Source organism: Dyadobacter sp. CY356, assembly GCF_021440195.1.
In the GTDB taxonomy this organism is placed as follows: Bacteria; Bacteroidota; Bacteroidia; order Cytophagales; family Spirosomataceae; genus Dyadobacter.
The window spans coordinates 90,666-116,074 of sequence record NZ_JAJTSZ010000012.1 but is presented as its reverse complement, the minus strand read 5'-3'; the positions used below and the strand labels follow the sequence as shown (position 1 = coordinate 116,074).

Here is a 25,409-nt window from a genome sequence, read left to right as displayed (position 1 = left end):
TTCCATCCTGTGTTTGTTCACAAGTTTGAATAATCTCGCGGAAGAAAAATAGAATTAAAAATGAGTCAACAGATTCAATACGAATACCGACCGGAATATCTTTCCATCTCTGCTCCAAATAAATACAACGCCGAAACGCTCCGCAGGGAAGAAATGGTGCTTAATATGGGGCCTCAACATCCTTCAACGCACGGAGTTTTGCGCCTGGAAGTTGTGACCGATGGTGAAGTTGTGGTAGACGTTGTTCCGCATATTGGTTATCTGCACCGGTGTTTTGAAAAACATGCGGAATCTCTTCCTTTCAATCAGATCATTCCCTATGTTGACCGGCTTGATTATGTCGCTTCTATGAATTCCGAACATGCTTATGTAATGGGCGTGGAAAGAATGCTGGGAATTGAAAATGATATTCCGAAAAGAATTGAATATATCCGTGTAGTAGTTGCCGAATTAAATCGTTTGGCTTCTCATTTTGTAGCCCTGGGAACTTACGCGATGGATATTGGTGCTTACACACCTTTTTTGTGGATGATGCGCGACCGGGAACAAATCCTTCGTTTGCTCGAATGGACCTGTGGTGCAAGAATGCTCTATAATTATATCTGGATCGGCGGTTTGTTTTATGATCTGCCGGTCGGTTTTGAAGAGCGGTGCTCTGAATTTATTCAATATTTAAAGCCAAAACTGGTTGAATTACAGCAACTGGTGGTCGATAATAAAATTTTTGTTCAGCGTACTGCTAATGTAGGAGTGCTTCCACTGCCCGTTGCCATCAATTATGGATGTACAGGCCCAATGCTTCGGGCTTCCGGGCTTCGTTACGATTTACGTCGAGTAGACGGCTATTCAGTTTATCCTGAACTAGATTTTGATATTCCGATCGGAGAAGGCAAAATGGGAACAGTAGGTGATTGCTGGGACAGAACCTGGGTGCGTGTGGCAGAGTGCTGGGAATCGGTGAAAATAATTGAGCAAAGTCTGGTGCAATTGCAGGGTGACTATAAAAGGACGCCATCATTCGATCCACAGGCTTTGGTTCCCAAAAAAATCCGTCCGAAAGCAATGGATTTTTATACACGTGGAGAAAGTCCGAAAGGCGAATTAGGATTTTTCTTCCGTACAGATGGCCGGTCAGATATTCCGGTACGGTGCAAAGCACGTTCGTGCTGTTTTCATAACTTGTCCGTGATCGGAGAAATGGCGAAAGGTGGTTTGCTGGCAGATCTGATAGCAATTATTGGTTCCATAGATGTGGTAATGGGTGAGGTTGATAGGTAATAATATTATTTCTTTAAATCAAAAACATCGATTACAAATGGCTCCTTTGGAGCCTCCTGTTTCTAGAAATGAATTGAAGTAATATATTTCCTGGCTCCATCGGAGCCTCCTGTGATTTCCAGGACACTCATATGGCGTGAAAATTACCGGATTCAATATCCTAATGCTATAAAAGGGCGCTCCGATGGAGCGATTTGAATGATGAAATTTTGGTCGCATAATTAAATATCATTTTCATATAAAACGAAAAGAGCGACCAATAGGCCGCTCTTTTCGTTTTATAATCTATTGGGAAAATCTTAAGCTTCCTGAGCCACACCAACTAGATCGTGTTTTGCAAGAAATTCTGCGATTTGAACAGTATTTGTCGCAGCACCTTTACGAAGGTTATCTGCAACGATCCACAAGTTCAAAGTTTTAGGCTGAGATTCATCACGACGGATACGACCTACAAAAGTTTCGTCTTTTCCATGTGCTGTCAGTGGCATTGGATAAAGGAAATTTTTTGGATCGTCCTGAATAATTACGCCTTCCGCTTCGCTCAAAATCTGACGAACTTCTTCCAGATCAAATTCATTTTCAAATTCGATATTAACAGCTTCCGAGTGACCGCCGATTGTAGGAATACGAACAGTTGTTGCCGTTACAGCAATACTATCGTCTCCCATAATTTTCTTCGTCTCATTCGTCATCTTCATTTCCTCTTTGGTATAACCATTGTCAAGGAAAACGTCGATATGCGGCAATACGTTTAAGTCGATCGGATGCGGATAAACTTTTGATACGCTGCTATCGCCTGAACGTTCTGCAAATAGCTGATCGACAGCCGCTTTACCAGTACCTGTTACAGATTGATAAGTTGAAACGACAACCCGTTTAATTTTATATTTTTGATGTAACGGATTCAAAACCACTACCATCTGAATGGTTGAGCAGTTTGGATTCGCTATAATTTTATCTTCTTTTGTCAGCGTCACCGCATTAATTTCTGGTACTACGAGTTTTTTCGTAGGGTCCATTCTCCATGCAGATGAGTTGTCGATAACAGTAATTCCAGCCGCAGCAAATCTTGGAGCCAGTTCTAGAGAAGTACTGCCACCAGCCGAGAATATCGCAATTTCAGGTTTAGCTGCAATGGCATCCTCAAATCCGATTACCTTAATCTGTTTACCCTTGAATGTAACTTCCTTACCAACAGATCTTTCAGATGCAACGGCCAATAATTCCGTCACCGGGAAATTACGCTCTTCGAGCACTTTGAGGATTTCGCCGCCCACCAGACCGGTAGCGCCTACTACTGCGATTTTCATTCTAAAACCAGGATTAATGTGATTTGTAAAATTGTTGTAACTCAACGGATTTAGTCAAAATAAGCTCTTTCCGAAAAGTGGTGCAAATTTACGATGAAAATTGATAACAAATAATGTTTTTATTGTACAAATGCGTTGGATGATAAATTTGAGAATTTCAATTTGTTGGAAAATGAAGTTGATTATTCCATAATTCATATGTCACCCCGTTGGGGTTTTAGAGGATTCAGGTTCGTAATTTTTCTATAATAATGTCATCCCTTCGGGATTGTGAGAAGGGCGAATTGTTGTACACGAAAAAAAAATCAGATAATTGAATTTCGAAATGAAATTTTATATCGGAAAAAACCACAACCAAATTTCCTTTATAATCAAGGTTGAGATTTTGATAAAAAAATAAGTGAGCATAAATATTCTTTCACATCACAATCCCGAAGGGATAAAATTATTATAGTAGCTCATTATGCAAGGATTTTCCCTAACCCGGAACGGGTGACATAACCTTGGCAAAATCATAATTACCATCAATTAATCTCTCCTCAATATTAAACACACTTACTAAAACTGCACAATCTCCAAAGGTGTAACACAATAATCCATAGGCACATCAAAAGCATCAATTTCAGTAATTTCATCCACCGGATCAAAAAATGATAATCCTATTTTAACAACATCTGGCCTGCAATGCACTAAAAAACGATCGTAATAACCTCCTCCATAACCAACCCGAAACCCTTTTTTATCAAATGCTAAAAGTGGTAAAAACACAGCATCAATATCATTTGGCAACACTTTAAGTGAAGTTTCCGGATCTGGCTCCGGAATTTGCCATTGATTATTGATTAGTATGGTTTCAGGGGTTAACAGATAATGTTCCATTTCCTTAGTGCCCGAAATAATTCGCGGAGAAATAATTTTTATCTGATCAAAACTTTGAAGAAAAGAAATAATACGCCAGGTATCAATTTCATTTTTACCGGTTTGGGGTAGAAATATGTGTATTTTTTTGGCTACACTGCTTTTGAAAAAAAGCGCACAATTTTTTAAAATAGCTTCGTTTTTTTCTTCAATCTCGTTTTCAGAAAGCTCCTTTCGCTTTTTTAAAAATTCGGAACGCAGAAAGGATTTTTTCATAAAGCGGGGCAGAAATTAATGGTGTGAAATGATATTGGGCGTCAATATTAAAAAATTTATCCGGCGATGATTTACATTTTATAAGAAACCGGGTAGATCAGGTTTACAGTTGCTTTTTAAAGGATAGTAATTGCACTGAGGTATTGCAAAATTTGAAAGAATGAATGATAAATTCAAACTAACTTCCTGTTCTGTTTCGCCTTTTTAGTCTATTATTTGTACTTTCACCGTCGCATTTCAATATCTTTAACTTTCGAATAGTAAATAATAATCATGAGCAAAATTAAAGTTGCAAATCCCGTAGTAGAATTGGACGGAGATGAGATGACTCGTATCATCTGGAAGTTTATCAAAGAAAAACTTATTTTACCATACCTTGACGTAGATATCAAATACTACGATCTAGGTGTTGAATATCGCGATGAAACCAACGATCAGGTTACGATCGACGCTGCGAATGCGATTAAAGAATATGGTGTAGGTATCAAATGCGCTACCATTACGCCTGATGAAGACCGCGTAACGGAGTTCAATCTGAAACAAATGTGGAAATCTCCAAACGGAACGATCCGTAACATTTTGGATGGAACTGTTTTCCGTGAGCCTATCGTAATGAGCAACGTGCCTCGTCTGGTAACAAACTGGACTGCTCCTATCATCGTTGGTCGCCACGCTTTTGGTGATCAGTACAAAGCAACAGATTTCGTTGTACCAGGAAAAGGGAAACTTACCGTTAAGTTTGAAGGAGAAGACGGGCAAGTGATTGAGCACGAAGTGTATCAGTTCCAGGGACCAGGTGTTGCCATGGCGATGTATAACGTGGACGAGTCGATCCGTGGATTTGCGCGTTCTTGTTTCAATGTAGCAATGGGCAAAGGATGGCCTTTATACCTTTCTACAAAAAACACCATTTTGAAAAAATACGATGGTCGTTTCAAAGATATTTTCCAGGAAGTTTACGATGCTGAATTTGCAGGAAAAGTACACTACGAGCACCGTCTGATTGATGACATGGTTGCTTCTGCACTTAAATGGGAAGGTAACTTTGTTTGGGCTTGTAAAAACTATGATGGTGACGTTCAGTCAGATACAGTTGCACAAGGATTTGGTTCTCTTGGTTTGATGACTTCTGTTTTGTTGACTCCGGATGGACAAACACTGGAAGCTGAGGCTGCACACGGAACGGTGACACGTCACTACCGCGAGCACCAAAAAGGAAGACCAACTTCTACAAATCCAATTGCTTCAATTTTTGCATGGACGCGTGGACTTGAATTCCGTGGAAAACAAGACGGCAACCAGGAGCTTATCGATTTCTGCCAGACTTTGGAAAGAGTTTGTATCGAAACGGTTGAAAGCGGTAAAATGACAAAAGATTTGGCTGTTTGTATTCACGGAAACAAAGTGAATCACGGAGAGCATTATCTTTATACAGAGGAATTCCTAGAAGCGATTAACGATAATTTGCAAGCTGCATTGGCTTAAATTATTTTAGAAATATCATGGAAAGCTGCCGGTTCTTTATAGAGCTGGCAGCTTTTTTATTTTATATTTATTGAAATTGTCATCTTAAATTACAGTTAGAAAATACTTAGATCTTTTTATTCCAGGCATGGATTTTTTATTTTGAACTAAATTTGATCTCATTTAACCGAATTCCCGACTTGTTTAAAGCCTTTTTCAGTTTTATTATTATATTATTTTGTGGGGCTTTCTACGTTGAAGTTCAGGCACAGGTCGTAGCACCCGTTGATAATTCAATAGGGATTGAAACAACGGTTAATCCTGATAGTTCGGCTCCTGCTGATAAAAAAGTAGAAGAAAAGGACATTATGGACGTGCTCGGACAGTTACGAAAAAAGAGTAAAAGGGAAAGTTTTAAACTGAAAGAGAAAAAATCGGGGAAGATTCTTTATTCCATGGTTCCCGCTGTTGGGTATACTTTATCAACCGGCGTGGTTGGTTTATTAAGTGCAAATGCGGCATTTTATTTAAGCGATACTGCTACGACCAACATTTCAAGTATCAGCACAAGTTTCAATTATACTCAATACAATCAGATCACGATACCGGTTATAGCCAACATCTGGACGAAAGATAATGGCTATAATATTATTTTCGACTGGCGATATTTCAAATATCCACAGGATACTTATGGTCTTGGAGGTCATAGCCTTATAGCCAATGCAGACAGAATCGATTATTCTCATATTCGAATGCACCAAACGGTTTTAAAAAAAGTAGGCGGCTCTTTGTATATGGGAATCGGTTATTTGCTGGATTATCGGTGGAAAATCAAAGAGGAAGGAAGCAACGAAGATGTCTCCAGATATGGACTGCGTCCCAAATCAGTATCTTCCGGACTGGTTGCCAATATCCTTTTTGATAACAGAAAAAATTCGATAAATCCGATCGCCGGACTTTATGCCAATGCGCGTTACAGAAACAATCTGACTGTTTTAGGCAGTAATACAAACTGGCAATCTCTGGTTTTAGAGTTACGTAAATATGTAAATTTTCCGAGAGGAAGCCGTAATACGCTGGCTTTCTGGGATTTTAACTGGTTGACATTATCCGGAAAACCACCGTATCTTGATTTGCCTAGCACAAGTTGGGATCCTTCAAATAACACCGGCCGGGGATACATCCAGGGTAGATTCCGCAGTCCTAATATGTTATATTTTGAAACAGAATATAGATTTTCATTGACTCAAAACGGATTGCTTGGTGGTGTTGTATTTGGGAATGCGCAAAGTTTTTCCAACTGGCCTACCAAAAAATTCGATAAAGTTGCGCCTGGTGTTGGCTTGGGTATCCGTGTTAAAATCAATAAAGCTTCCAGAACAAATATTGCTATTGATTATGGTTTTGGGGCAAACGGTTCGAGAGGTTTGTTTGTAAATCTGGGAGAAGTATTTTAAATATAACTTGTTCTTAATTAGATTTGGTGATCAGGAAACTTGAAAGAAATGATCACTTCGATAGAAATACAGAATTTCCGCAATCTTAAAAATCTCAATATCGATTCATTAAGTCGTGTTAATCTGATTATTGGCAAGAATAATACAGGTAAAACGAATTTCCTTGAATCAATAAATTTCTATTCTTCTCAAAATGAATTCCTTCCCGAGGATAAACTTATCATCGACGATCTGGCTCCTGGTCTGCTGTCTGAAGATGAAATCTTTTTTTCCTCTTATGTGAAGTTTATTGGTTCACATTCCAGTATCCAGAGTTTTTTAAGACAAAATACCTTTGATATCTTTTCTGACCTTATTCGTGAAAAGGCCTTGAAATGTCTAAAAATTATGGATGACCGGATCATGGAAATTGATTTTGTAGCAGATAATTTAAAAAACCCGATCGCTACATTCAAAAATGGTAAAAATGTTGCGCTCTTGCGCATGGGAAATGGAATTCACCGTATCCTTACTGTTTTACTCGCTTTAAGTACCTCCGAAAATGGAATCATATTGATCGATGAAATTGAAAATGGCATACATTATTCAGTGCAGGAAGCGATGTGGGATATGATTTTTGAAATTTCTGAACGTTTAAACGTTCAGGTTTTTGCAGCGACACAAAGTATTGACACAATCCGGTCATTTGGAGAAATCGTTAACCAAATCGAAGAAAAGCCTTTAAATGGTATTCTTATCAAACTTGAAAACATCGATAATGCCATTGAACCGTTAATTTTTAACCCTGATGAATTAAAAGTAATTACACAAAATTCTATTGAAGTAAGAAGATAGCCAACCAATTCACGACGAATATTTTATCTCCGAATATCTGGTTTATGATACTTGAAATAGTCAGGCATAAATTCTTTTTTTTCTTTAAGACCTCCTATTTCTTCAACTCTTCCAAAAAAGCCCTAACTTTGCGGGCAATTTGTTGATATTGACCTGCGACAGGTCTGAATCTCAAATGAAATATTTTCATTTAACTTAATTTTTGTTGCAATGTCCGCAGTAGCAGAGCAAACCCAGGTGCTGGCCGACCGTATCAATGCCCTCGAAGAATCTTCAACGTTGGCAATGACGAAAATGGCCCGTGAATTGGCTGCCCAAGGCCACAAAGTGATCAGTCTGAGCGTGGGAGAGCCAGACTTCAAAACGCCCGCATTCATCTGCGAGGCTGCCAAGAAGGCAATTGACGATGGATTTCATGGATACTCGCCGGTAGCAGGTTACCCTGACTTACGAAAGGCGATTGCTGATAAGCTAAAGCGCGACAATAATATAGATTGGAAACCTGAAAATATTGTAGTTTCTACGGGAGCTAAACATTCTCTGGCCAACGTGATCCAGGTTTTGGTTAATCCGGGCGACGAAGTATTGATCTTCGCTCCTTACTGGGTTAGTTATTCCGAAATGGTAAAACTTGCAGAAGGAAAATCTGTGATTGTGGAAGGTGCTTTTGAAAACGGTTTCAAAGTTACGGCTGCACAAATGGAAGCTGCTATTACGCCTCGTACGAAGGTTGTGATGTATGCTTCTCCAAATAACCCAACAGGTGCTGTTTATTCAGAAGCCGAGTTGAGAGAAATTGGTGCTGTTTTGGAAAAACATGAAGGAATTTATGTTTTGGCTGACGAGATCTACGAATATATCAACTTCACAGAAGAAGGACATTTCAGCATGGGATCAATTCCTGCTTTGAAAGATCGCGTGATTACCGTGAACGGAGTAGCAAAAGGATTCGCTATGACGGGATGGAGAATCGGATTTATCGGTGCTGCAAAATGGATCGCTGATGGTGTTGAGAAATTGCAGGGGCAAGTTACATCAGGAACAAATTCAATAGCTCAGAAAGCGGCTACCGCTGCATTCAACGGGCCTTTGGATACGACAAGAGAGATGACAAAAGCATATGCCCGTCGTCGTGACCTTGTTGTTGGTTTGCTGAAAGAAATTCCTGGTTTTAAAGTAAATGTACCGGACGGAGCATTTTACGCATTTCCTGATGTAAGTTATTACTTCGGTAAATCGGACGGCACAAATCTTATCAAAGATTCGGATGATTTCTGTAATTGGTTGCTGAATAATTCTTACGTTTCAACCGTTGCTGGTTCAGGTTTTGGTGCGCCAAATTGCATCCGGATTTCAACAGCAGCCTCTGACGAATCCTTGGCAGAAGCAGTGCAAAGAATCAAAGACGCGGTTGCAACTTTGAAATAACATAGAATAAATTTATTCCGGGGCCTCATGGATTTTCAACTCCATGAGGCTTTTTCTTTTGATAAGCGAATTACCTTTATTCATTTATTGTTAGAGATAAAAAGCACCATAAACTCTGAAATATCAAAAAGCTGACTGCTGATAGCCGAAAGCCGACCGCCAAATCACCATGAGCAAATATTATTTTTTAAAGGTTAAAGAAATAGAAAAGGAAACGGAAGATGCAGCTACAATCCATTTTTGGCATCCTCTGAATGAAGTAGTAGCTTATCGTCCCGGACAATTTATTACTTTGCTTTTGCCGGATGGAGACAAGAAAGTGCGCCGTTCCTACTCCATGTCCAGTTCTCCTTATACTGATGTTTCCCTGGCCATCACTATTAAACGTGTTCCTGGTGGTTTTGCTTCCAATTATTTATTGGATACTATAAAAGTGGACGACGTGCTTGAAGCCATGGAGCCCATGGGAATATTTTTTCCAAAACAGGAGGATGACCAAACCCGTCAGGTTGTTTTTATTGGCGCGGGAAGCGGAATCACGCCTCTGTTCTCAATTGCCAAATCCATTCTGATGGTGGAGCAGGAAAGTGAAGTTGTACTTATCTACGGAAGCCGTACAGAATCAAGTATCATTTTTAAGGAAAAAATCAGGATTCTTCGGGAAAAATATAAGGAGCGTTTTAAAGTGATTTACACCCTTAGTCAACCGGAAGAAAACTGGGAAGGCGAGCGTGGCCGTTTGAACAAAAGCCATATCTTGAAAATTATGGAAGGTTTGCCGGATTTAAAGATTAATGAAGCCGAATTTTTTCTATGCGGACCGGAAGATATGATGGAAGAGGCAAACCGTGCTTTGGCCATACGCGGTGTAACCTTAAATAAAATAAGACAAGAGAGTTTTTTAACTGCCACCACACCAAGTCACGGAGAAGTAACCTTGGAAGAAACAGATGATTCACCGAAAACGCATGAGATTACGCTCTTTTATGAAGGAACGGAATACAAAGTGCCTGTGAAACCTCATGAGACCATTCTGGAAGCTGCGATGAATATGGATATTGATCTTCCGTATTCTTGTCAGGCTGGTATGTGCACAGCCTGCATGGGCCGTTGCGTATCCGGAAAAGTGCAGTTGGATGAGGAAGATGCCTTGTCAGAAGCAGAATTAAATGAAGGTTTCATCCTGACTTGTGTGGCGCATCCGATGAGTGATGATGTGGTTATTGAGGTGGAATAATCTAATAACTGTATTTCCTGTTTGGTCAGATACAAATTGAAAAGTAATTAAAACGGCTTACGGCATTTGTTTGCAGTAAGCCATTTTAATTACAGTAATATTATTTTCTAGCCGGTGCTGGTGGAGCCGGCGGAGATTTTGGAGAAGTTGCAGGAGCTGCCGGGGCAGCAGGTGCTGCTATGGCAGCGGACTTTACCTTCATTTTTGGTGCTTTTGGTGCCCTTGCCGGTCTTGGCGGTGCAGGGTATAATTTTTCAATTCCCAAAGACGCCAGTCCCATACTTTTGCCAATCTCATCCATCTTGCCGCTCAACTGATCCATTTCTTTCTGCATTTCCCGGTAAGGTTCTCCCGCTTTTTCTGCTTCTTTTAAGTTATTGGCGAGCTCAGAATTTAATTTGGTTATGATTTGCTCCTGTGCCTTAATCTGCTGTTCATAATCTGCCAATTGTTTTTCCATATCGGCCTCATTTAACTTTGTTTTGGATTTACTGTCCGGATGTAACAGAGCAGAACGTTTTTCAAGTAAACCCTGTCGAATTTCATTGGCATTATCTTTCTTCCAATCAAGTTTCTCCTGGTCTCTGTCAAAATGTTCCATATCAAACTGACGTTTTTCCATTTCCAGTTGCAGCTCATGCATTCGGCTTTGCAACGGCTCCATTTGTTTCTGTAAAACAGCCATTTTCTGATGGAATTCATTCATCTTACTTTTAAGAGAATCGTTCATCAACAGAAATTCTGATCCATCAAAATCTTCATTAATGTTTACATTGATATTTTCATCGATCTCCGGTATTTCAATATTAGTCTCCTGTTCAGCATCCACGACTGTCCTGTATTCATCTCTTACAGTAACATATTTAGATTGTCTTGAAGCAACCTGATGTGTTTTTGCTTTTGCCTTTTTCTTTTTAATTGTATCCTGTCCAACGGCATAAACAGAAACACCGATCAATGCAGCAATAAATAACATCGTAACCGGTAAGCCACCAAATATCCTGACCGACTTGGGAGCAACCCCCAATACGCGTTTTACACGTTGTAATAAAAGTGGTTTTTTAGAAGCAAAAGCCATAGCTAATGAATGATTTGTTTTAAATTCAGCAATTCCTACCAGTGCATGAGCCAATGAAAGGCGATCTCCGCATGCTTCAATGGCCAGGTCATCGCAGCAATGTTCTCGTTCAATCCGGACACGCTCCGATAACCACCAAAGTGCCGGGTGAAAGAAGAAAACCACTTCTACAAAAGATTGCAGCATATTAACCAGATAATCATGGCGGCGGATATGCGCCAGTTCATGCGCAAGAATGGCTTCGATCTGAGCTGTTGGAAAACCCAGCAATAATCCAATCGGAATTAATACTACCGGCTGCAAAGTCCCGATCACCATCGGTGTCAGGATTTTCGAAGATTCTTTCAGTTCAATAGATTGATAAACTTTTAGTTTCGCTGTTAAAACCCCAAATCTGGCTCTCCATTCCTTATTCATGACTAACCGTGAATTGTGGCGGAGATATTCTGTATAAATCCATCCGCCCAGAAATCTTACGACCAAAACAGCCGCGCCAATAAGCCAGCAAATAACAAGTTCCTGGATATGTGTAGTGAGCCAAAGCTGAACTTTTGAAGTCAATGAAAGTTCGTAAGTTAATGTTTTCCAGTCAGCTACATTATGTGCGGTATTCTTAAATGCACTGCTCAAAACTTTGGGCGTTGTATTGAGGTAATAATAAAAAAATGTAACAATTGAAGAGATAACCTGAGCTGAAAGAGCCAGAATTCCTACATTGTAGCGTATTGCAGCCGGGCTTTTTCTTAACAAATAAAGACCAATACTGGCAATCAAAACCAGTAAGGCACCCTGCCATAAAGAATGAACCAGCATCCATCCAAAGGAAGAAACAAGCGCGTCAGAGAATAAATTAAAAAATGATTTCATGGCTATTTATTGTTTTCGAGGTTGTTTAACAATTCACGAATTTCGTCTAATTCTTCCTTTGAAGTTGAATGATTTCCCAAAGCCTGCATCACCAAACGGGCAGCTGAGCCACGGAAAGTTGATTCAACAAATCGGCCTAGCAAATCCTGCTGCGTTTCTTCTTCGTCTAATAAGGCTACGTAAATGTGAGAGCGACCGTTTTCGGTTCTATACAAAACGCCTTTGTCATGCATAATCTGCATCAGTTTAAGTGTTGTTGTGTAACCTGTGTCCTTGGATGCGGAAAGGAAATCATGAACTTGTCTTACAGTAGAAGGGCCTTCTTTCCATAAGTAGTTCAAAATTTCCAGTTCGGATTCTGTTGGTTTTATGATCATGGCTAATAAAATTTTAGTAACTTGATTTTCAATTCAATCGCCTGAATTGACTATGTACGATTTAGTTCGTAGCAAAGTTGTACGAAAAGATTCGTATTTGCAAATGTCTATTACGACTATTTTCGTACTTTGGTATAAAAATTTAATTTATGAAGTTTAAGTTTCTGACTTACAGATAAATAAAAAATGCCAGCAGGAATTTCCTACTGGCATTTTTTGATATTTTAACAAAAATTAAGATAATTGAATACCTCAATTTCGATTGATGTAACTTCTAGACGTAAGTATTCAACATGACCGGCATTACCAGCATAAGAATATCTTCATTTTCTTCCTGATCTACCGGAATAATTAAACCGGCACGGTTAGGCGCAGAAAGTTCAAATGTGATGGTTTTGCTGGATAAGTTTCCAAGAACTTCAATCAGGAACTTAGCGTTGAAACCAATTTCCATAGCATCGCCGTTGTACTCGCACATCAAACGTTCGTTCGCTTCGTTTGAATAATCAAGATCTTCCGCAGAAATTACAAGATCATTCAAAGACATTTTTAAACGAACCTGGTGTGTAGTACGGTTTGAATAAATGGAGATACGACGTAACGAGCTCAGAATTTCCATCCGGCCAATTGTCAATGTATTTGGATTGTTTGTTGGAATCGCGTTTTCATAATCCGGGAAACGCTCATCGATCAAACGACAGATCATACGGATGTTTCCAAAACTGAAAAATGCGTTTGAGGCAGTAAATTCAGCTTTTACAGGAACATCGTCAGAAGGCAGACAAGATTTAAGCAAATTCAAAGCCTTACGCTGAATGATCATCGAAGTATCAACATCCGATTTGATATCAGAACGGCGATAGCGCACCAAACGGTGGCCATCAGTGGCTACAAATGTTGCATTTTCAACACCCATCTGAACAAAAACCCCTGTCATAGCAGGACGAAGATCGTCTGTGCTGGTTGCAAACAATGTGTTGGCGATTGCAGCTCCCAAGGCGGAAGAAGACAGATCAACCGATTGTCCGCGGTTTACAGAAGGCGTTTTTGGGAAATCGATCGGGTTTTCTCCAGACAATTTATATCGTCCATTATCCGAAATAATTTCTGTTCCGAAAGTCTCGCTATTTACCTGAAGCGTTATAGGTTGCTCAGGAAGACCGCGCAATGTATCCAGCAAAAGTTTTGCAGGAACAGCGATAGCGCCTTTTTCTGTGGATTCCACTTCAATTTCAGTAATCATAACTGTCTGCAAATCAGATGCAGTAACAGTCAGGCGATTACCTTCAAGGGAAAGTAGAAAATTTTCTAATATAGGTACGATAGGGTTCGTTGAAACGACACCATTAATTGCAGACAGTTGCTTGAGCAGTACCGATGACGAAACGACAAACTTCATAATTCGTGACGGAAGTAGTTAATTAAAAAATATAAAAAATCCAGGCAGGTCCGGAAATCTGTCTGGTAGGGAACAAAAGTAAGAAAAAAAACGTACTCTGCCGACTTATTATCAGGCAAATTTACGCTTGCGGATATAGTAGCGGATTGCTCCAAAAATACCAAGCAAAAGCAATGGCAAAAGCAGGTTCAGTACCTGCCAGAATTTCTTGTCTTTATGCACAGCAATCTTGTCCAGAGCCCGGATACTGATCTGTTTACTCCGTGAATTGATGATCCCGTTTTCGTCTGTCATATAATCCAGCGCGTGCATAACGAAATCTTTATTGCCAAAAATATTGGTTGAAGCGCGGTCGTAACCTAGTGGAAGCGGCGTATTTCTGCGGTAATCAAAGTCATTCACAACAACATCGCCGTCCGCACAAATAATAATTTTCCCCTTCCCTGTTGACTTGAAAGTTTTGGAACGCGGATCGTTTGGCAAGATCCTGTTTTCAAAAAGTGAATTGAAAGAACCTTCCAAAAGCACTGCTGCGAGTTTTACTCCACCTTTATATTCAGAAGGATCAGGTTGCTGACGTGCTTCGTTATAGCCAACCAAAGCAGGCGTATTAACAAGATTTGTATACGGCGAAGTCATCAAAAGCGGAGTTTTATGAATTCCTGGTGCGCCTCCTACCGTATCCAGAGAACTTAAAAACCGGGAATAAACGGCATCCGTATTTCTGGTAATCGGACTTGGGCCAAAATTATTCAGTAGAGGAAAAAACCGCCATGGAACCGCTTTGATCTCGGGTTTATCGCCCATATTTCCAACATTCATTGGAATTGTTGCACTGTTTAAGTCCTTTACAAGATTATTATTGATCCGTACTCCCCATTTGAAAAAGAGATCGTTCAAATTTAAATCAAGTGGTTGCACATAATTTCCTTCCAGACTTACACTATCCACTTTCGCTCCGTCAACGAAAAAAAGTGCCTTTCCTCCTCCGATCACGTATTGATCCAGTTTATATTTTTCTTCCTCAGAAAACGGAACATCCGGTTTTAAAACCATCAAAGCATCCAGTCCTTCGTAAGTTTCCGGATCGTTTACGACCATAAATACATCATAACTTTGCTGCATGGTGGCGATCAGATCGCTGAGCCTCGCCGGGGGGAGTTTTTGGGTATGATTTACAAGTAGACCAACTTTCTTTTTCGCAGGATTATCAAGCACGCGAATCGCGGAAGCCAATTGGAATTCTACGTTTTCGTAAGATTGATTTAGCTGCTCTTCCGGAGAGCTGCTTTTATTTCCTTTCAAAAGCTGAACTGGAATCGCAAGCGTGTCAGCCTGAACGATGGCTCCAGGAAAAATCAGTTTTTCCGTACGTTTTCCATCTTCGTTGGCAAAAAGATTTGTCGGCGTTAATCCGCGATCAACCAGATTTTGATATTGTTTTTTCCGTTCGTCTTCGGTCGCTGCGTCAGAAGGATCCGAGAATTGAAATGATAAATGTCCGTTGGAATAAGTTTTAAATTCTTCAAGTGTTTCGCGGGTAGCACTTTCCAGACGTTCAAAACCAGGAGGAAAATCACCGGAAAGGTAGACGTTCACGATTACGTCTTTGTCCAGATTGCTTAATAACTGCTTGGTTGCGTCAGAAATGGTATATCGCTTATCTTCTGTCAAATCCCAGCGGAAAAAGAACAGAGAAGCCAGCCAGTTGAGTCCGGCCAGGATGATCAATAAAAATAAGAATCTGAAAATTGTTTTTTTCATGAAGCAGTAACGCCCGATTTTCAGCAAAAATATAAAAACTAAACGGAGTTATTACGGCAGGCGACTATTTCTTGTATTTACAGCTTTTATTATCAGCCGATTGGTAGTATGATTTGTAGTTGGAAGCTTTGGGATCCATACAGCCTTGCAGATTCAGGATTTCGATATCTTTAAAATCAATCGGGTGACTTTCAGCCTGTAAGGCAATATAACCGCTCGTTAATGGCGTCCCATCTTTTTTGATCCATTCTTCGGCATTGCTGAAATGTCCGGCTTTGAAATCGTGATCTTTACCTACATATCCACCGCCGATTTTAGGTTTGGTAAATGTGAAAACAACATCACCGTTGATGATATGATGAACAATAGAATCGCCCAGAACAATAGCCTCGGCAGAAACCCATTGATCACCATCATAAGTTTTTGAAGTGGAATTAATACAATGTGCCTGGTCAATTTTCCCATTAACCTCAACGATGGTGCCCGGCGTACAAAGATTTCCTGTCGTACGTTCGCCGGCATTTAATCCTCCTAAATATTGCATTTCCAAAGAAACCGGAAAATCCTGATCAAGCCCTAAACTGGCAGCAGATTGTGAATGAAGCATAATTCCGCTGTTGCGAACATTCCAGGAAGCCCCGCCCGGAACCTGATTTCCTGTAAAACGATACTTTAAACGCAGTCGGTAATGAGAATATGGTTTGTTGTAATAGATGTGCCCATATTCTGTGCTGAAAGTTTTGTATTCTTTATAATTCACCCGGATCATACCGTCCTCGACGATGAAGGTGTTTTTATAATTGTCGTTAACCTTATGCCCTGCTATTTTAATATCCCAGTTTTTCAGATCCTTTCCATTAAATAAGGATTGCCACTCTTCTTTGTCAGGGTTATTTTGGGCAAAGGTGGTGTAGGAAAGTATGAGGAAAAGAGATAGAAATTTGCAGAATTTGGGCATAATCGAATATTGTTTGTTTCGAAAAGGTAATGAACTAACTTTCCTACTGGAAATTGTCAGCAATTAAGATTGATCTTGACCGGCTCAATAGAGCCTCCTGTTTATAGAGAGCTCGTTAATCGGTAATTCCCTGGCTCCATCGGAGCCTTAGTATATTTCAAGGAAACTCCAAAAGGAGTTATATTGATGCCGAGATACTTCGGGCTATAAACAGGATGCCCTTACCGGGCGCTTGTCAAAATACAATAGTGATTATGAAGCAAGAACCACAAGTGCCGGAATTATTACAGGAAGCTTTCAATCGTTTTTCTACTTTAGAAACCGAAGAAGAAAAGGCGGAGTTTTGGAAAGAGTTGGCTAAAAATACAAGTGGTTTTTCACCTGAAATTCTTAACCAACTTTTATTGGATGGAGTATTAAATTTATCAGAAAGGGTAAAAGCCCTGCACCAAACGGTGAAAGAAAAAACGCCCGCCTGACTATCTCCTTTTTCTCCGCTGTTTATCTTTTGGCGCAGCCGTTGAGGGCTTGCTTCTTCTCGAAGAAGATGGTTTCCCGGAATCTCTTGAAGAAGATCCACGGGAACTTCGCCCGCTTTTTTCGTCAAATCCACCACCATTTCGGGAACGGCTGGATGATGTTGTGTGACCGGCCAGATACAGATCCATACTTCTGCGCGCAAGATTTGTATCTTTTACCTGCACTTTGACAGCGTCTCCGAAGGTGTAAATCTTTTTTGTCGACTGTCCGATCAGGCGGTAATTTTCCTTGTCATAGTCGTAATAATCATCACCTAAATCCGTCATTCTTACCAAACCTTCAGAAGCCGTTTCTGTTATTTCAACAAAAATCCCGAACTCGGTTACGCCGGTAATGATACCATCAAAAACACGATCTTTGTCCATCGTGCTCATGAATTCTACCTGCTTGTATTTTATTGAAGCACGTTCCGCATCAGAGGCAAGTCTCTCACGTTCAGACGAATGTTTGCAGGCTTCTTCATACGGATCGTCATTTACATTTTCGCCCCCGTTTAAGTAATGCTGTAATAGGCGATGCGCCATCACATCAGGATACCGGCGGATTGGTGAAGTAAAGTGTGTATATCTTTTGAATGCAAGCCCAAAGTGACCGAGATCTTCAACGCTATATCGCGCTTTCGCCATCGTTCTCACGGCCAAAGATTCGATTAGGTTTTGTTCCGGTTTTCCTGCCACGTCCTGCAACATACTGTTCATGGACTTCGCGATCATTTTCTCATCGTCCACTTCCAGTTCATGCCCAAGTTTGGCAACAAATGCAGCAAATGTTTTCAAACGATCTGCATCGGGTGCTTCGTGTATACGATAGATCATCGTATTTTTATCCGGCCCTTTGGAAAGAGAATAGACAAATTCAGCAACCCGTTTATTCGCCAGAAGCATAAACTCTTCAATCAGCTTATGCGAATCGTGACGTTCTTTTTGATAAACACCAAGCGGTTTCCCATTTTCATCCAGACGAAAACGTACTTCGGCAGTTTCGAAATTGATCGCGCCGTTTTTAAAACGTTCTTTCCGAAGAATTTTGGCGATACTGTTCAGCAACGTCAATTCATTTGGATAATCCCCTTCGTTGGTATCCAAAACCTGCTGCGCTTCTTCATAAGAATAGCGTCGTTCGGAATGGATAACTGTTCTTCCAAACCATTCTTTTAAAATTTTCCCTTTCGGATTTAATTCAAAAATAGCTGAAAATGCCAAACGGTCTTCATTTGGGCGAAGTGAACACAGATTATTCGACAACTTTTCAGGAAGCATCGGCACGGTACGATCTACCAGATATACCGAAGTAGCGCGACGGAATGCTTCTTTTTCCAGCTCCGTTCCCGGGCGCACATAATGCGATACATCAGCGATATGAACGCCAACTTCCACATTTCCCTCGTCCAGATAACGCACCGAAAGCGCATCATCAAAATCTTTTGCATCAACCGGATCAATCGTAAAAGTTAAAGTCGCGCGCATATCGCGGCGTTTTAAAATTTCCTCTTTTGAAATGGTATCCGGAATTTTCTGAGCCTCTTTTTCAACAGATTCCGGGAATTCATATGGCAGGCCAAATTCAGCCAGGATCGCGTGCATTTCTACATCGTTTTCTCCTGCCTGTCCTAAAACATGTACAACTTCACCTTCCGGCTGCCGGGTTCTTGTTGGCCAGGTAATCATTTTGATAATTACCTTATCGCCATTCGAAGCACCATGAAGCTGCTCCGGTTCCACGAAAATCGGGTCAAATAATTTTTTATGATCAGGCTGAACCACAGCATATTTCGGCCATACTTCAATAATCCCGACGATTTCTTTTTGTGATCTTTCAACGATTTCAACAACACGGCCTTCCACTCTGGTTTTTCCTGAATCTCCGCGGCTCGTTTGTTGTCTTCTTCCTGATTTGGAAAGGATCTGAACCTTCACGATATCACCATCCCAGGCGCCATTCAGCAATTCAGTTTCCACATATATATCATCCGGCCGACCTTCAATGATCACAAAAGCAAAACCTTTGTTTACGCGATCGACGCGGCCGATAAGGCCAGGATCGGCCTGTGGTTTGTTAGGAGCGGCTGTAAACGTCCCGTCCACATTAGAACGGATCTGGCCGGATTCCTGAAGTTCGTGTAAAATCTCGTTAAAAAGCGCACGGACCTTCCGGTCTTCGACGCCAAAATGCGCGTGTACATCAAAAGGACGAAAGGAATGTTCACTATTTAAATCGAAAAAAGCGGCAATATCTGCTTTCAAACTATCGATATAGGAAACAATGCCATGCGGTGCTTTGACTATTTTGTTTTCTTTAAATTCTTTATTTGGTTTTTTCTCTCTCATGAAGTTTATGAGTAATTGTTGTTTAAGGAAGGTGGAATAATCATCTTATTAAACATCGATTTATTCCACTCTTGTAATATTTTCAGTGCTTACCGGCTGAAAGGAATGCATCCTTAGATATAATTGTGCCAGCACAACCACGTCTTCTCTGCAATATCGGCAAATTTTTTCGAGATTGTTTTCCTCGTAATAAACGCGCGTGACCTGATCGCCGCTCATTTCATTTTTGCTGCCAGGAATATCAAAAACCGCAGCCAGCAAATCGAGTGAGGTGTAACTCTTATAATCACCGAATTTCCATAGTTCCATAGTATCCTGATGCAGAATTTCCCAGGGTTTTTTACCCGCAATCTGCAATGCTTTTGGAATTTCAATGCCAAGGATCAGCATACGTCGACAAAGAAACGGGAAGTCAAATTCTCTGCCGTTATGAGCGCAAAGAATCAGTTGCTCTGCCGGGTATTTCTCTATTAATGCTTTAAATTCAAGCAAAAGTTTAACCTCGTCGTCGCCGGAGAAGCTGCGGACTTTAAAGGCAATTTCATTATTTTCATCCCAATAAAAGGCACCGAAAGCGATGCATACGATCTTGCCGAATTCTGCATATATGGCACTCCGGTCATAAAAATATTCTTCATTGGACACGCTCTCATCACCTTTTCTCAACGTGGTCGCTTTCTTGTCCCAAAGCTTTTGCAGCCGCTCGGGAAGCTGGTCATACGAAGCATATCCTGCTACGGTTTCAATGTCGAGAAGAAGGAAATTTTTTGCCTTGCGGCGAAATTCATCTGTCATAGTGTGTTATTGATTATCCGCTAGTCGTGCAGGACGCCCTCCAGTCCCAGCGGCTCGATTTCAATGATATTGTCCTCCACGATACTGTCCGGCACGAATATAAACTTTTTATCATAAATCTGATTTCCAAGGAAATAGCTGATCCAGAACTCGTTATTCAGGTGAAAAACTTCCGGCATGATCGGTTCTACAACCACATGATCCTGCGCCTTGATTTCCGGAAAAAAGTGACGTAAGGTTGAAGTTTTTATCCCTGCATTTTCACCAGACTCAGTATTTCCATATCCTTTGGAAGTCACAAAAACGCCGGTGATCGGCTGATTATTTTTATTGAGCACAATGACATTCCACTCGGCCTCATTTAATTCGTTTATTTTACGAACAATAGCAACTTTCACACCTTCCACCGGATGAAATATAATATCCTTCTTCATTCTTTTTCTAAATGCTTAATTTTCTAAAATATCTGTTTTTGAATAATATGGATTTGTCCAGTTCATTTCAAAAAGACTACCTAAATGATTTTTCAGACGTGACGAAACTTCATCAAAGTCGACTTCGTGACCAAGTTCCTGAGAAATCGACGTAACGGCTTTGTCTTCGATCCCGCAAGGAACGATGTTTCCAAAGAAGGCCAGATCCGTGTTTACATTTAAGGCAAAACCGTGCATCGTAACCCAACGGCTCGCTTTTACACCCATTGCACAAATTTTTCTAGGATTTTTTTGTTCAACAAAATCCAGCCATACCCCTGTTAATCCGCTGATCCTTCCCGCATTGATATCATAATCGGCCAGGGTAAGAATGATCGCTTCTTCCAGCGTCCGCATATATTTATGAATATCTGTGAAAAAATTGTCAAGATCAAGAATCGGGTATCCAACCAGCTGACCCGGACCATGATAAGTAATGTCTCCGCCACGATTGATTTTGTAAAATTTCGCCTGTTTTTGGCTCAGATCTTCTTCATTCAATAACAAATGATCCAGTTTGCCACTTTTCCCCAAAGTATAAACATGCGGATGTTCACAGAAAATTACACGGTTTGGTGTAATTAATTGTTCGTCAGCGGGAAGTGAACGGTTTTGTGTTTTTATCGAAAGCGTTTCTGCAAAAAGTTTCTCCTGGTAATCCCAGGCCTCCTGATAATCGATCAGACCTAAATTCTGGAACTCTGCTTGTTTATTAATGAGGGTATTCATGTCTGAAGGAAATCAATTTGATCACGGAAAATATCAAATCAAATGGTTTGAAACAAATTACGCCTTTCCGGCTGTGGAAATCAATGTCTTATAATGCTTGTCTAATCGAAGATCGATTAAAACACATAATCGATTTGGAATTTCTTTTACTTACTATACAATAACACTATTTTGTACTAAAAATGTTCGAATGGCTATACACAACACTACCGGAAGCTGGGGTGAAACTCAGGCAACGACCTTTTTGGAAGGAAAAGGTTATGAAATTATTGAAAAAAATTACCGCCACAAACATGCGGAAATTGACCTGATCGTCAGGAAAAACAAAACGTTGATTTTTGTTGAAGTGAAAACCCGAAGCGGCACAGGTTTCGGTATGCCGGAAGAATTTGTCAATTATACCAAAGCAAAACTAATCATGAAAGCGGCAGAAAATTACATTTACACGAAAGACTGGCATTTTGATATCCGGTTTGATATTGTGTCCATTTTAATTCTTTCCAGTGGCGGGATCAATATCAAACATATTGAAGATGCATTTTCGTGAGTTAGTATGTTTTTGTTGTTTTGGAGCATTAGGATAGTCTGGATTCTATGTTAAAAATATGAAACCCAATTATTGTTAGGAGTTTATGGAATTTCCAGGAGACTCCTACGGAGTCGGGAATCCGCCAGGGTAAATGCCAGCTATAAACAGGATGCTCCTATGGAGCGAAATAATTCTGAATGCCTGATAATAGAATGTTTTGATTCCAAAATGCTTGTCATATTCCGGAAGTTTCCCAGCCACTTCGTGGCTTCCTGTTTATAGAAAACGCTGTTACCTACGACAAATCCGGGCTCCGTAGGAGCCTCCTGATGCTTGATCTAATTATTCTGTTAATGGTGAAAATCAAATATATTAGAGATCCATTTTTTGGGAAAATATGATTGAAATGTTTTCTCAAAAAGTAAGAAGTGGAGGAAAAATCTAAAAAAGGAAACCGTCGATATTTCCAGGCGACTCCTACGGAGTCAGGAAAGACAAATAAAGAGATTTGAGCTATAAACAGGATGCTCCCAACGGAGCCGAACAATTCCTATATCACAATTAAAAAGGAGAAACGTTTGATTAAAGAATGCTTGTTATATTCCAGAAATTTCCTAGCCACTTCGTGGCTTCCTGTTTATAGAATCCGATGCTACCTACGACAAATCCTGGCTCCGTAGGAGCCTCCTGATGCTTGATCTAATTATTCATTTAACTCATGAAAATCAAATATATTTAATATCAATTTTTGGGGAAATATGATTTAAATATTTTCTTAAAAATAAGAAGTGTACGAAAAATCTAAACCGCCAATATTTCCAGGAGACTCCGACGGAGTCGGGAATCCGCCAGGGTAAATGCCAGCTATAAACAGGATGCTCCTATGGAGCGAAATAATTCTGAATGCCTGATAATAGAATGTTTTGATTCTAAAATGCTTGTCATATTCCGGAAGTTTCCCAGCCACTTCGTGGCTTCCTGTTTATAGAAAACGCTTGTAACCATGACAAATTCGGGCTCCATAAGAGCCTCCTGATCTTGCTAAATATTTCAAAAAACATATGAATAAAATTCTCTTTTCAATATTCTTAATGCTGGCGGTGATAAATCTCCATGCGCAACCAACAATAAGACACGACCTCCAATTTGATTCCCTGGCAACCGTTTGGGATGAGGCAATTCCTTTGGGAAACGGAACCGTCGGGGCATTGATCTGGAAGAACGGCGACAAATTACGCTTTTCCCTCGACCGCGCCGATATATGGGATATGCGTCCTATGGCCGGATTGCACCGGAAAGAATTTAGCTATAAATGGGTACAGGAGCAGGTTGAAAAGAAAGATTACAAAGCCGTCCAGCAATATTTTGACGCACCTTACGACAAAGAACCGGCTCCATCAAAAATCCCGGCAGGTGCTTTGGAATTTGGTTTTACAGGAAAAAATAATGTAAAATCCGTTCATCTTTCTTTGGATAAAGCTTTATGTGAGATTCGATGGGAAGACGGAATGACGCTTAAAACCTTTGTTCACGCGACAGAGCCAGTATGTTGGTTTAAGTTTGAAAACGTAAAAACCGATATCATTCCGCAATTAATCGCACCAAAATATGATGGCAAATTATCTGGCGGCGAGGTGAATTCGTTGGTAGGAGATGATCTGGCCAGATTGGGTTATAAACAGGGGACGGTAAATCGACAAGGAAACAGCATTATTTACAAACAGGAGGGCTGGGGAGGATTTACTTATGAGATAACGGTTCAATGGAAAAAAACCGGAACAGGAACAATTGAAGGTGTATGGAGTATTTCTTCACAATACCCTGAGAAAAATCTCAATCCTGTCTCCTCTTCACTTGTCAAGACAACTATTTTGCATGGATTTGATAAAGACTTTGTTAGTCATTCGAATTGATGGAAAAAATTCTGGAACCAGTCGGCAATCCATGTCCCCGACCCTGTTATTGAAAAACAATGGTATCTTGAACAATATAAATTCGGTTCAGCTGCCCGTCGTGGTGCGCCTCCGATTTCTTTGCAGGCTGTCTGGACGGCAGATAACGGCAGAATCCCACCGTGGAAAGGCGATTTTCATCATGATCTGAATACACAGCTGAGTTATTGGCCAAGTTACAGCGGTAATCACCTTGAAGAAGGGTTAGGTTATTTTGACCATTTGGACGAAAATCTGGCTAATTACAAACGTTATACCAAAATGTATTTCGGCGTTGACGGGCTGGCCGTTCCCGGCGTAACCACGTTGGACGGAACGGAAATGGGCGGCTGGATTCAATATTCACTTTCGCCGACGGTTTCATCCTGGCTTGCACATCACTATTATCTGCAATGGCGGTATAGTATGGATACTGATTTTCTCAAAAACCGGGCTTATCCCTGGGTAAAGGAAGTTTGTACTTTTCTAGAAAAGATAACGGTCAAAGACGAAAATGGGCAGCGAAAACTTCCGATCAGTTCAAGTCCGGAAATTAAGGATAACAGTCTGGAAGCCTGGTTTCCACAAAATACAAATTATGATCTGGCACTGATGAAATTTGCTTTCAGTGCCGGTGCAGAACTTGCTTTGGAGCTGGGTTTGGTAGCGGAATCAGATCATTGGAAGGAGATTCTCTCTGAATTTGGTGACTATGCAGTTACTGAAAACAATGAATTAATGTTTGCACCAAATTTGCCTTACCAGGAATCTCATCGCCATTTTTCACATATGATGGCCATTCATCCTTTGGGTCTGATCAAATGGGAAGACGGCGAAAAGTCGCAGACCATTATCAAAAATACCATTGCGTTACTGGATAAAGTTGGTCCGGATTATTGGTGTGGATATTCCTATGCGTGGCTGGCCAATATGAAAGCGCGTGCCAAAGATGGTGAAGGTGCCGCCAAAGATCTGTCTATTTTTGCCAAAGCTTTTGTACTGCCAAACAGTTTTCATGTCAACGGCGACCAGACAAAATCCGGGTTGTCAAAATTCACTTACCGGCCTTTTACGTTGGAAGGAAATTTCGCTTTCGCGGCCGGTTTGCAGGAGATGCTGCTGCAAAGTTATGCCGGATTTATCGAGATCATGCCAGCAGTTCCGGAAACTTGGAGGGATATTGCTTTTGAAAAACTCCGGGCAGAAGGTGCGTTTTTGATTAGTGCCAAAAAGGAAAATGGCCAGGTCACGGAAGTTAAAATAGAAGCGGAAAAAGACGGGGTTGCTACTTTAAAATTGCCCTTTAAAAAATATCACACTTTGTCAGCCAGGCTAGTAACTATAAATGCTTCGGAAGATGGTTTTGTAGAATTGAAATGTAAAGCCGGTGGGAGCGTTATATTAAAAAGTAACTAATGAGCTGAAATTCCATATTTTATTTTGATAAACGCTGGATAGATGGATTTAATAACTTATTGAAATAAAATTTGACAGAATTTA

At 40.5% G+C, this 25,409-nt stretch carries 21 protein-coding genes; 10 read left to right on the top strand and 11 right to left on the bottom strand.

The features are described 5' to 3' along the window. The first annotated feature begins 60 nt into the window (after positions 1-60). Positions 61-1,278 (top strand): NADH-quinone oxidoreductase subunit D, encoded by a 1,218-nt coding sequence (locus LXL81_RS27600; protein WP_234651038.1) that lies wholly within the window; start codon positions 61-63, stop codon positions 1,276-1,278. A gap of 299 nt (positions 1,279-1,577) precedes the next feature. On the opposite strand, the gene LXL81_RS27595 is transcribed toward LXL81_RS27600, so the two are convergent. After that, positions 1,578-2,588 (bottom strand): aspartate-semialdehyde dehydrogenase, encoded by a 1,011-nt coding sequence (locus tag LXL81_RS27595; RefSeq protein ID WP_234651036.1) that lies wholly within the window; start codon positions 2,586-2,588, stop codon positions 1,578-1,580. A 558-nt stretch (positions 2,589-3,146) separates the two neighbouring features. Continuing rightward, positions 3,147-3,722, bottom strand: coding sequence for a 5-formyltetrahydrofolate cyclo-ligase (locus LXL81_RS27590; protein ID WP_234651034.1), 576 nt, complete (start codon positions 3,720-3,722; stop codon positions 3,147-3,149). A gap of 273 nt (positions 3,723-3,995) precedes the next feature. On the opposite strand from LXL81_RS27590, the gene LXL81_RS27585 reads away from it, so the two are divergent. From LXL81_RS27585 to LXL81_RS27565, 5 genes are all read left to right on the top strand, one after another. Beyond that, positions 3,996-5,207 (top strand): NADP-dependent isocitrate dehydrogenase, encoded by a 1,212-nt coding sequence (locus LXL81_RS27585; protein WP_234651032.1) that lies wholly within the window; start codon positions 3,996-3,998, stop codon positions 5,205-5,207. Between the two features lie 179 nt (positions 5,208-5,386). Then, positions 5,387-6,643, top strand: a complete 1,257-nt coding sequence (locus tag LXL81_RS27580; RefSeq protein ID WP_234651030.1) for a hypothetical protein — start codon at positions 5,387-5,389, stop codon at positions 6,641-6,643. A 48-nt stretch (positions 6,644-6,691) separates the two neighbouring features. After that, positions 6,692-7,477 (top strand): ATP/GTP-binding protein, encoded by a 786-nt coding sequence (locus tag LXL81_RS27575; RefSeq protein WP_234651028.1) that lies wholly within the window; start codon positions 6,692-6,694, stop codon positions 7,475-7,477. Between the two features lie 210 nt (positions 7,478-7,687). After that, entirely contained in the window at positions 7,688-8,905 is a 1,218-nt protein-coding gene (locus LXL81_RS27570) for a pyridoxal phosphate-dependent aminotransferase (RefSeq protein ID WP_234651026.1), read from the top strand. Positions 8,906-9,074: 169 nt separating this feature from the next. After that, positions 9,075-10,142 (top strand): ferredoxin--NADP reductase, encoded by a 1,068-nt coding sequence (locus LXL81_RS27565; protein WP_234651023.1) that lies wholly within the window; start codon positions 9,075-9,077, stop codon positions 10,140-10,142. 100 nt (positions 10,143-10,242) lie between these two features. Here LXL81_RS27565 and LXL81_RS27560 read toward each other — a convergent pair whose 3' ends face one another. The 5 genes from LXL81_RS27560 to LXL81_RS27540 all read right to left on the bottom strand — a co-directional run bounded on the left by LXL81_RS27560 (position 10,243) and on the right by LXL81_RS27540 (position 16,585). Next, positions 10,243-12,087, bottom strand: coding sequence for a M56 family metallopeptidase (locus LXL81_RS27560; RefSeq protein WP_234651021.1), 1,845 nt, complete (start codon positions 12,085-12,087; stop codon positions 10,243-10,245). Positions 12,088-12,089: 2 nt separating this feature from the next. After that, positions 12,090-12,464 (bottom strand): BlaI/MecI/CopY family transcriptional regulator, encoded by a 375-nt coding sequence (locus LXL81_RS27555; RefSeq protein WP_234651019.1) that lies wholly within the window; start codon positions 12,462-12,464, stop codon positions 12,090-12,092. Between the two features lie 274 nt (positions 12,465-12,738). Further along, positions 12,739-13,863, bottom strand: a complete 1,125-nt coding sequence (gene dnaN, locus LXL81_RS27550) for a DNA polymerase III subunit beta (protein ID WP_090340695.1) — start codon at positions 13,861-13,863, stop codon at positions 12,739-12,741. A 111-nt stretch (positions 13,864-13,974) separates the two neighbouring features. Further along, complete coding sequence (gldG, locus tag LXL81_RS27545) at positions 13,975-15,627, bottom strand: gliding motility-associated ABC transporter substrate-binding protein GldG (protein ID WP_234651017.1); 1,653 nt, start codon at positions 15,625-15,627, stop codon at positions 13,975-13,977. 64 nt (positions 15,628-15,691) lie between these two features. After that, positions 15,692-16,585, bottom strand: a complete 894-nt coding sequence (locus LXL81_RS27540) for a DUF1080 domain-containing protein (protein ID WP_234651016.1) — start codon at positions 16,583-16,585, stop codon at positions 15,692-15,694. Between the two features lie 254 nt (positions 16,586-16,839). Between LXL81_RS27540 and LXL81_RS27535 the strand changes: the two genes are divergently transcribed. After that, positions 16,840-17,064, top strand: a complete 225-nt coding sequence (locus tag LXL81_RS27535; protein WP_234651013.1) for a hypothetical protein — start codon at positions 16,840-16,842, stop codon at positions 17,062-17,064. Here LXL81_RS27535 and rnr read toward each other — a convergent pair whose 3' ends face one another. The 4 genes from rnr to lipB are packed head-to-tail and all read right to left on the bottom strand — an operon-like array spanning position 17,065 to position 21,449. Continuing rightward, on the bottom strand, positions 17,065-19,452 hold the full coding sequence (rnr, locus tag LXL81_RS27530; protein WP_234651011.1) for a ribonuclease R: 2,388 nt from the start codon (positions 19,450-19,452) through the stop codon (positions 17,065-17,067). It lies immediately after the preceding gene. 60 nt (positions 19,453-19,512) lie between these two features. Beyond that, complete coding sequence (locus LXL81_RS27525; RefSeq protein WP_234651009.1) at positions 19,513-20,247, bottom strand: 3'-5' exonuclease; 735 nt, start codon at positions 20,245-20,247, stop codon at positions 19,513-19,515. A 20-nt stretch (positions 20,248-20,267) separates the two neighbouring features. Next, positions 20,268-20,681, bottom strand: a complete 414-nt coding sequence (locus LXL81_RS27520; protein WP_090340679.1) for a hypothetical protein — start codon at positions 20,679-20,681, stop codon at positions 20,268-20,270. Between the two features lie 15 nt (positions 20,682-20,696). Then, a complete protein-coding gene (gene lipB / locus LXL81_RS27515) occupies positions 20,697-21,449 on the bottom strand; it encodes a lipoyl(octanoyl) transferase LipB (protein WP_234651007.1) in 753 nt (250 codons plus the stop codon). A gap of 190 nt (positions 21,450-21,639) precedes the next feature. Between lipB and LXL81_RS27510 the strand changes: the two genes are divergently transcribed. From LXL81_RS27510 to LXL81_RS27500, 3 genes are all read left to right on the top strand, one after another. After that, positions 21,640-21,996 carry a YraN family protein gene (locus tag LXL81_RS27510; RefSeq protein ID WP_234651005.1) on the top strand — a complete coding sequence of 119 codons (357 nt, stop codon included), beginning with the start codon at positions 21,640-21,642 and terminating at the stop codon, positions 21,994-21,996. 1,043 nt (positions 21,997-23,039) lie between these two features. Then, on the top strand, positions 23,040-23,891 hold the full coding sequence (locus LXL81_RS27505) for a glycoside hydrolase N-terminal domain-containing protein (RefSeq protein WP_234651003.1): 852 nt from the start codon (positions 23,040-23,042) through the stop codon (positions 23,889-23,891). Positions 23,892-23,918: 27 nt separating this feature from the next. After that, complete coding sequence (locus LXL81_RS27500; RefSeq protein WP_409013981.1) at positions 23,919-25,325, top strand: glycosyl hydrolase family 95 catalytic domain-containing protein; 1,407 nt, start codon at positions 23,919-23,921, stop codon at positions 25,323-25,325. The last annotated feature ends 84 nt before the right edge of the window (positions 25,326-25,409 follow it).

Excerpts from the sequence above, each read along its gene's own strand:
- LXL81_RS27600 (WP_234651038.1), top strand. The coding sequence starts at position 61 with ATGAGTCAACAGATTCAATACGAATACCGACCGGAATATCTTTCCATC.
- LXL81_RS27595 (WP_234651036.1), bottom strand. The coding sequence starts at position 2,588 with ATGAAAATCGCAGTAGTAGGCGCTACCGGTCTGGTGGGCGGCGAAATC.
- LXL81_RS27590 (WP_234651034.1), bottom strand. The coding sequence starts at position 3,722 with ATGAAAAAATCCTTTCTGCGTTCCGAATTTTTAAAAAAGCGAAAGGAG.
- LXL81_RS27585 (WP_234651032.1), top strand. The coding sequence starts at position 3,996 with ATGAGCAAAATTAAAGTTGCAAATCCCGTAGTAGAATTGGACGGAGAT.
- LXL81_RS27575 (WP_234651028.1), top strand. The coding sequence starts at position 6,692 with ATGATCACTTCGATAGAAATACAGAATTTCCGCAATCTTAAAAATCTC.
- LXL81_RS27570 (WP_234651026.1), top strand. The coding sequence starts at position 7,688 with ATGTCCGCAGTAGCAGAGCAAACCCAGGTGCTGGCCGACCGTATCAAT.
- LXL81_RS27565 (WP_234651023.1), top strand. The coding sequence starts at position 9,075 with ATGAGCAAATATTATTTTTTAAAGGTTAAAGAAATAGAAAAGGAAACG.
- LXL81_RS27560 (WP_234651021.1), bottom strand. The coding sequence starts at position 12,087 with ATGAAATCATTTTTTAATTTATTCTCTGACGCGCTTGTTTCTTCCTTT.
- LXL81_RS27555 (WP_234651019.1), bottom strand. The coding sequence starts at position 12,464 with ATGATCATAAAACCAACAGAATCCGAACTGGAAATTTTGAACTACTTA.
- dnaN (WP_090340695.1), bottom strand. The coding sequence starts at position 13,863 with ATGAAGTTTGTCGTTTCGTCATCGGTACTGCTCAAGCAACTGTCTGCA.
- gldG (WP_234651017.1), bottom strand. The coding sequence starts at position 15,627 with ATGAAAAAAACAATTTTCAGATTCTTATTTTTATTGATCATCCTGGCC.
- LXL81_RS27540 (WP_234651016.1), bottom strand. The coding sequence starts at position 16,585 with ATGCCCAAATTCTGCAAATTTCTATCTCTTTTCCTCATACTTTCCTAC.
- LXL81_RS27535 (WP_234651013.1), top strand. The coding sequence starts at position 16,840 with ATGAAGCAAGAACCACAAGTGCCGGAATTATTACAGGAAGCTTTCAAT.
- rnr (WP_234651011.1), bottom strand. The coding sequence starts at position 19,452 with ATGAGAGAGAAAAAACCAAATAAAGAATTTAAAGAAAACAAAATAGTC.
- LXL81_RS27525 (WP_234651009.1), bottom strand. The coding sequence starts at position 20,247 with ATGACAGATGAATTTCGCCGCAAGGCAAAAAATTTCCTTCTTCTCGAC.
- LXL81_RS27520 (WP_090340679.1), bottom strand. The coding sequence starts at position 20,681 with ATGAAGAAGGATATTATATTTCATCCGGTGGAAGGTGTGAAAGTTGCT.
- lipB (WP_234651007.1), bottom strand. The coding sequence starts at position 21,449 with ATGAATACCCTCATTAATAAACAAGCAGAGTTCCAGAATTTAGGTCTG.
- LXL81_RS27510 (WP_234651005.1), top strand. The coding sequence starts at position 21,640 with ATGGCTATACACAACACTACCGGAAGCTGGGGTGAAACTCAGGCAACG.
- LXL81_RS27505 (WP_234651003.1), top strand. The coding sequence starts at position 23,040 with ATGAATAAAATTCTCTTTTCAATATTCTTAATGCTGGCGGTGATAAAT.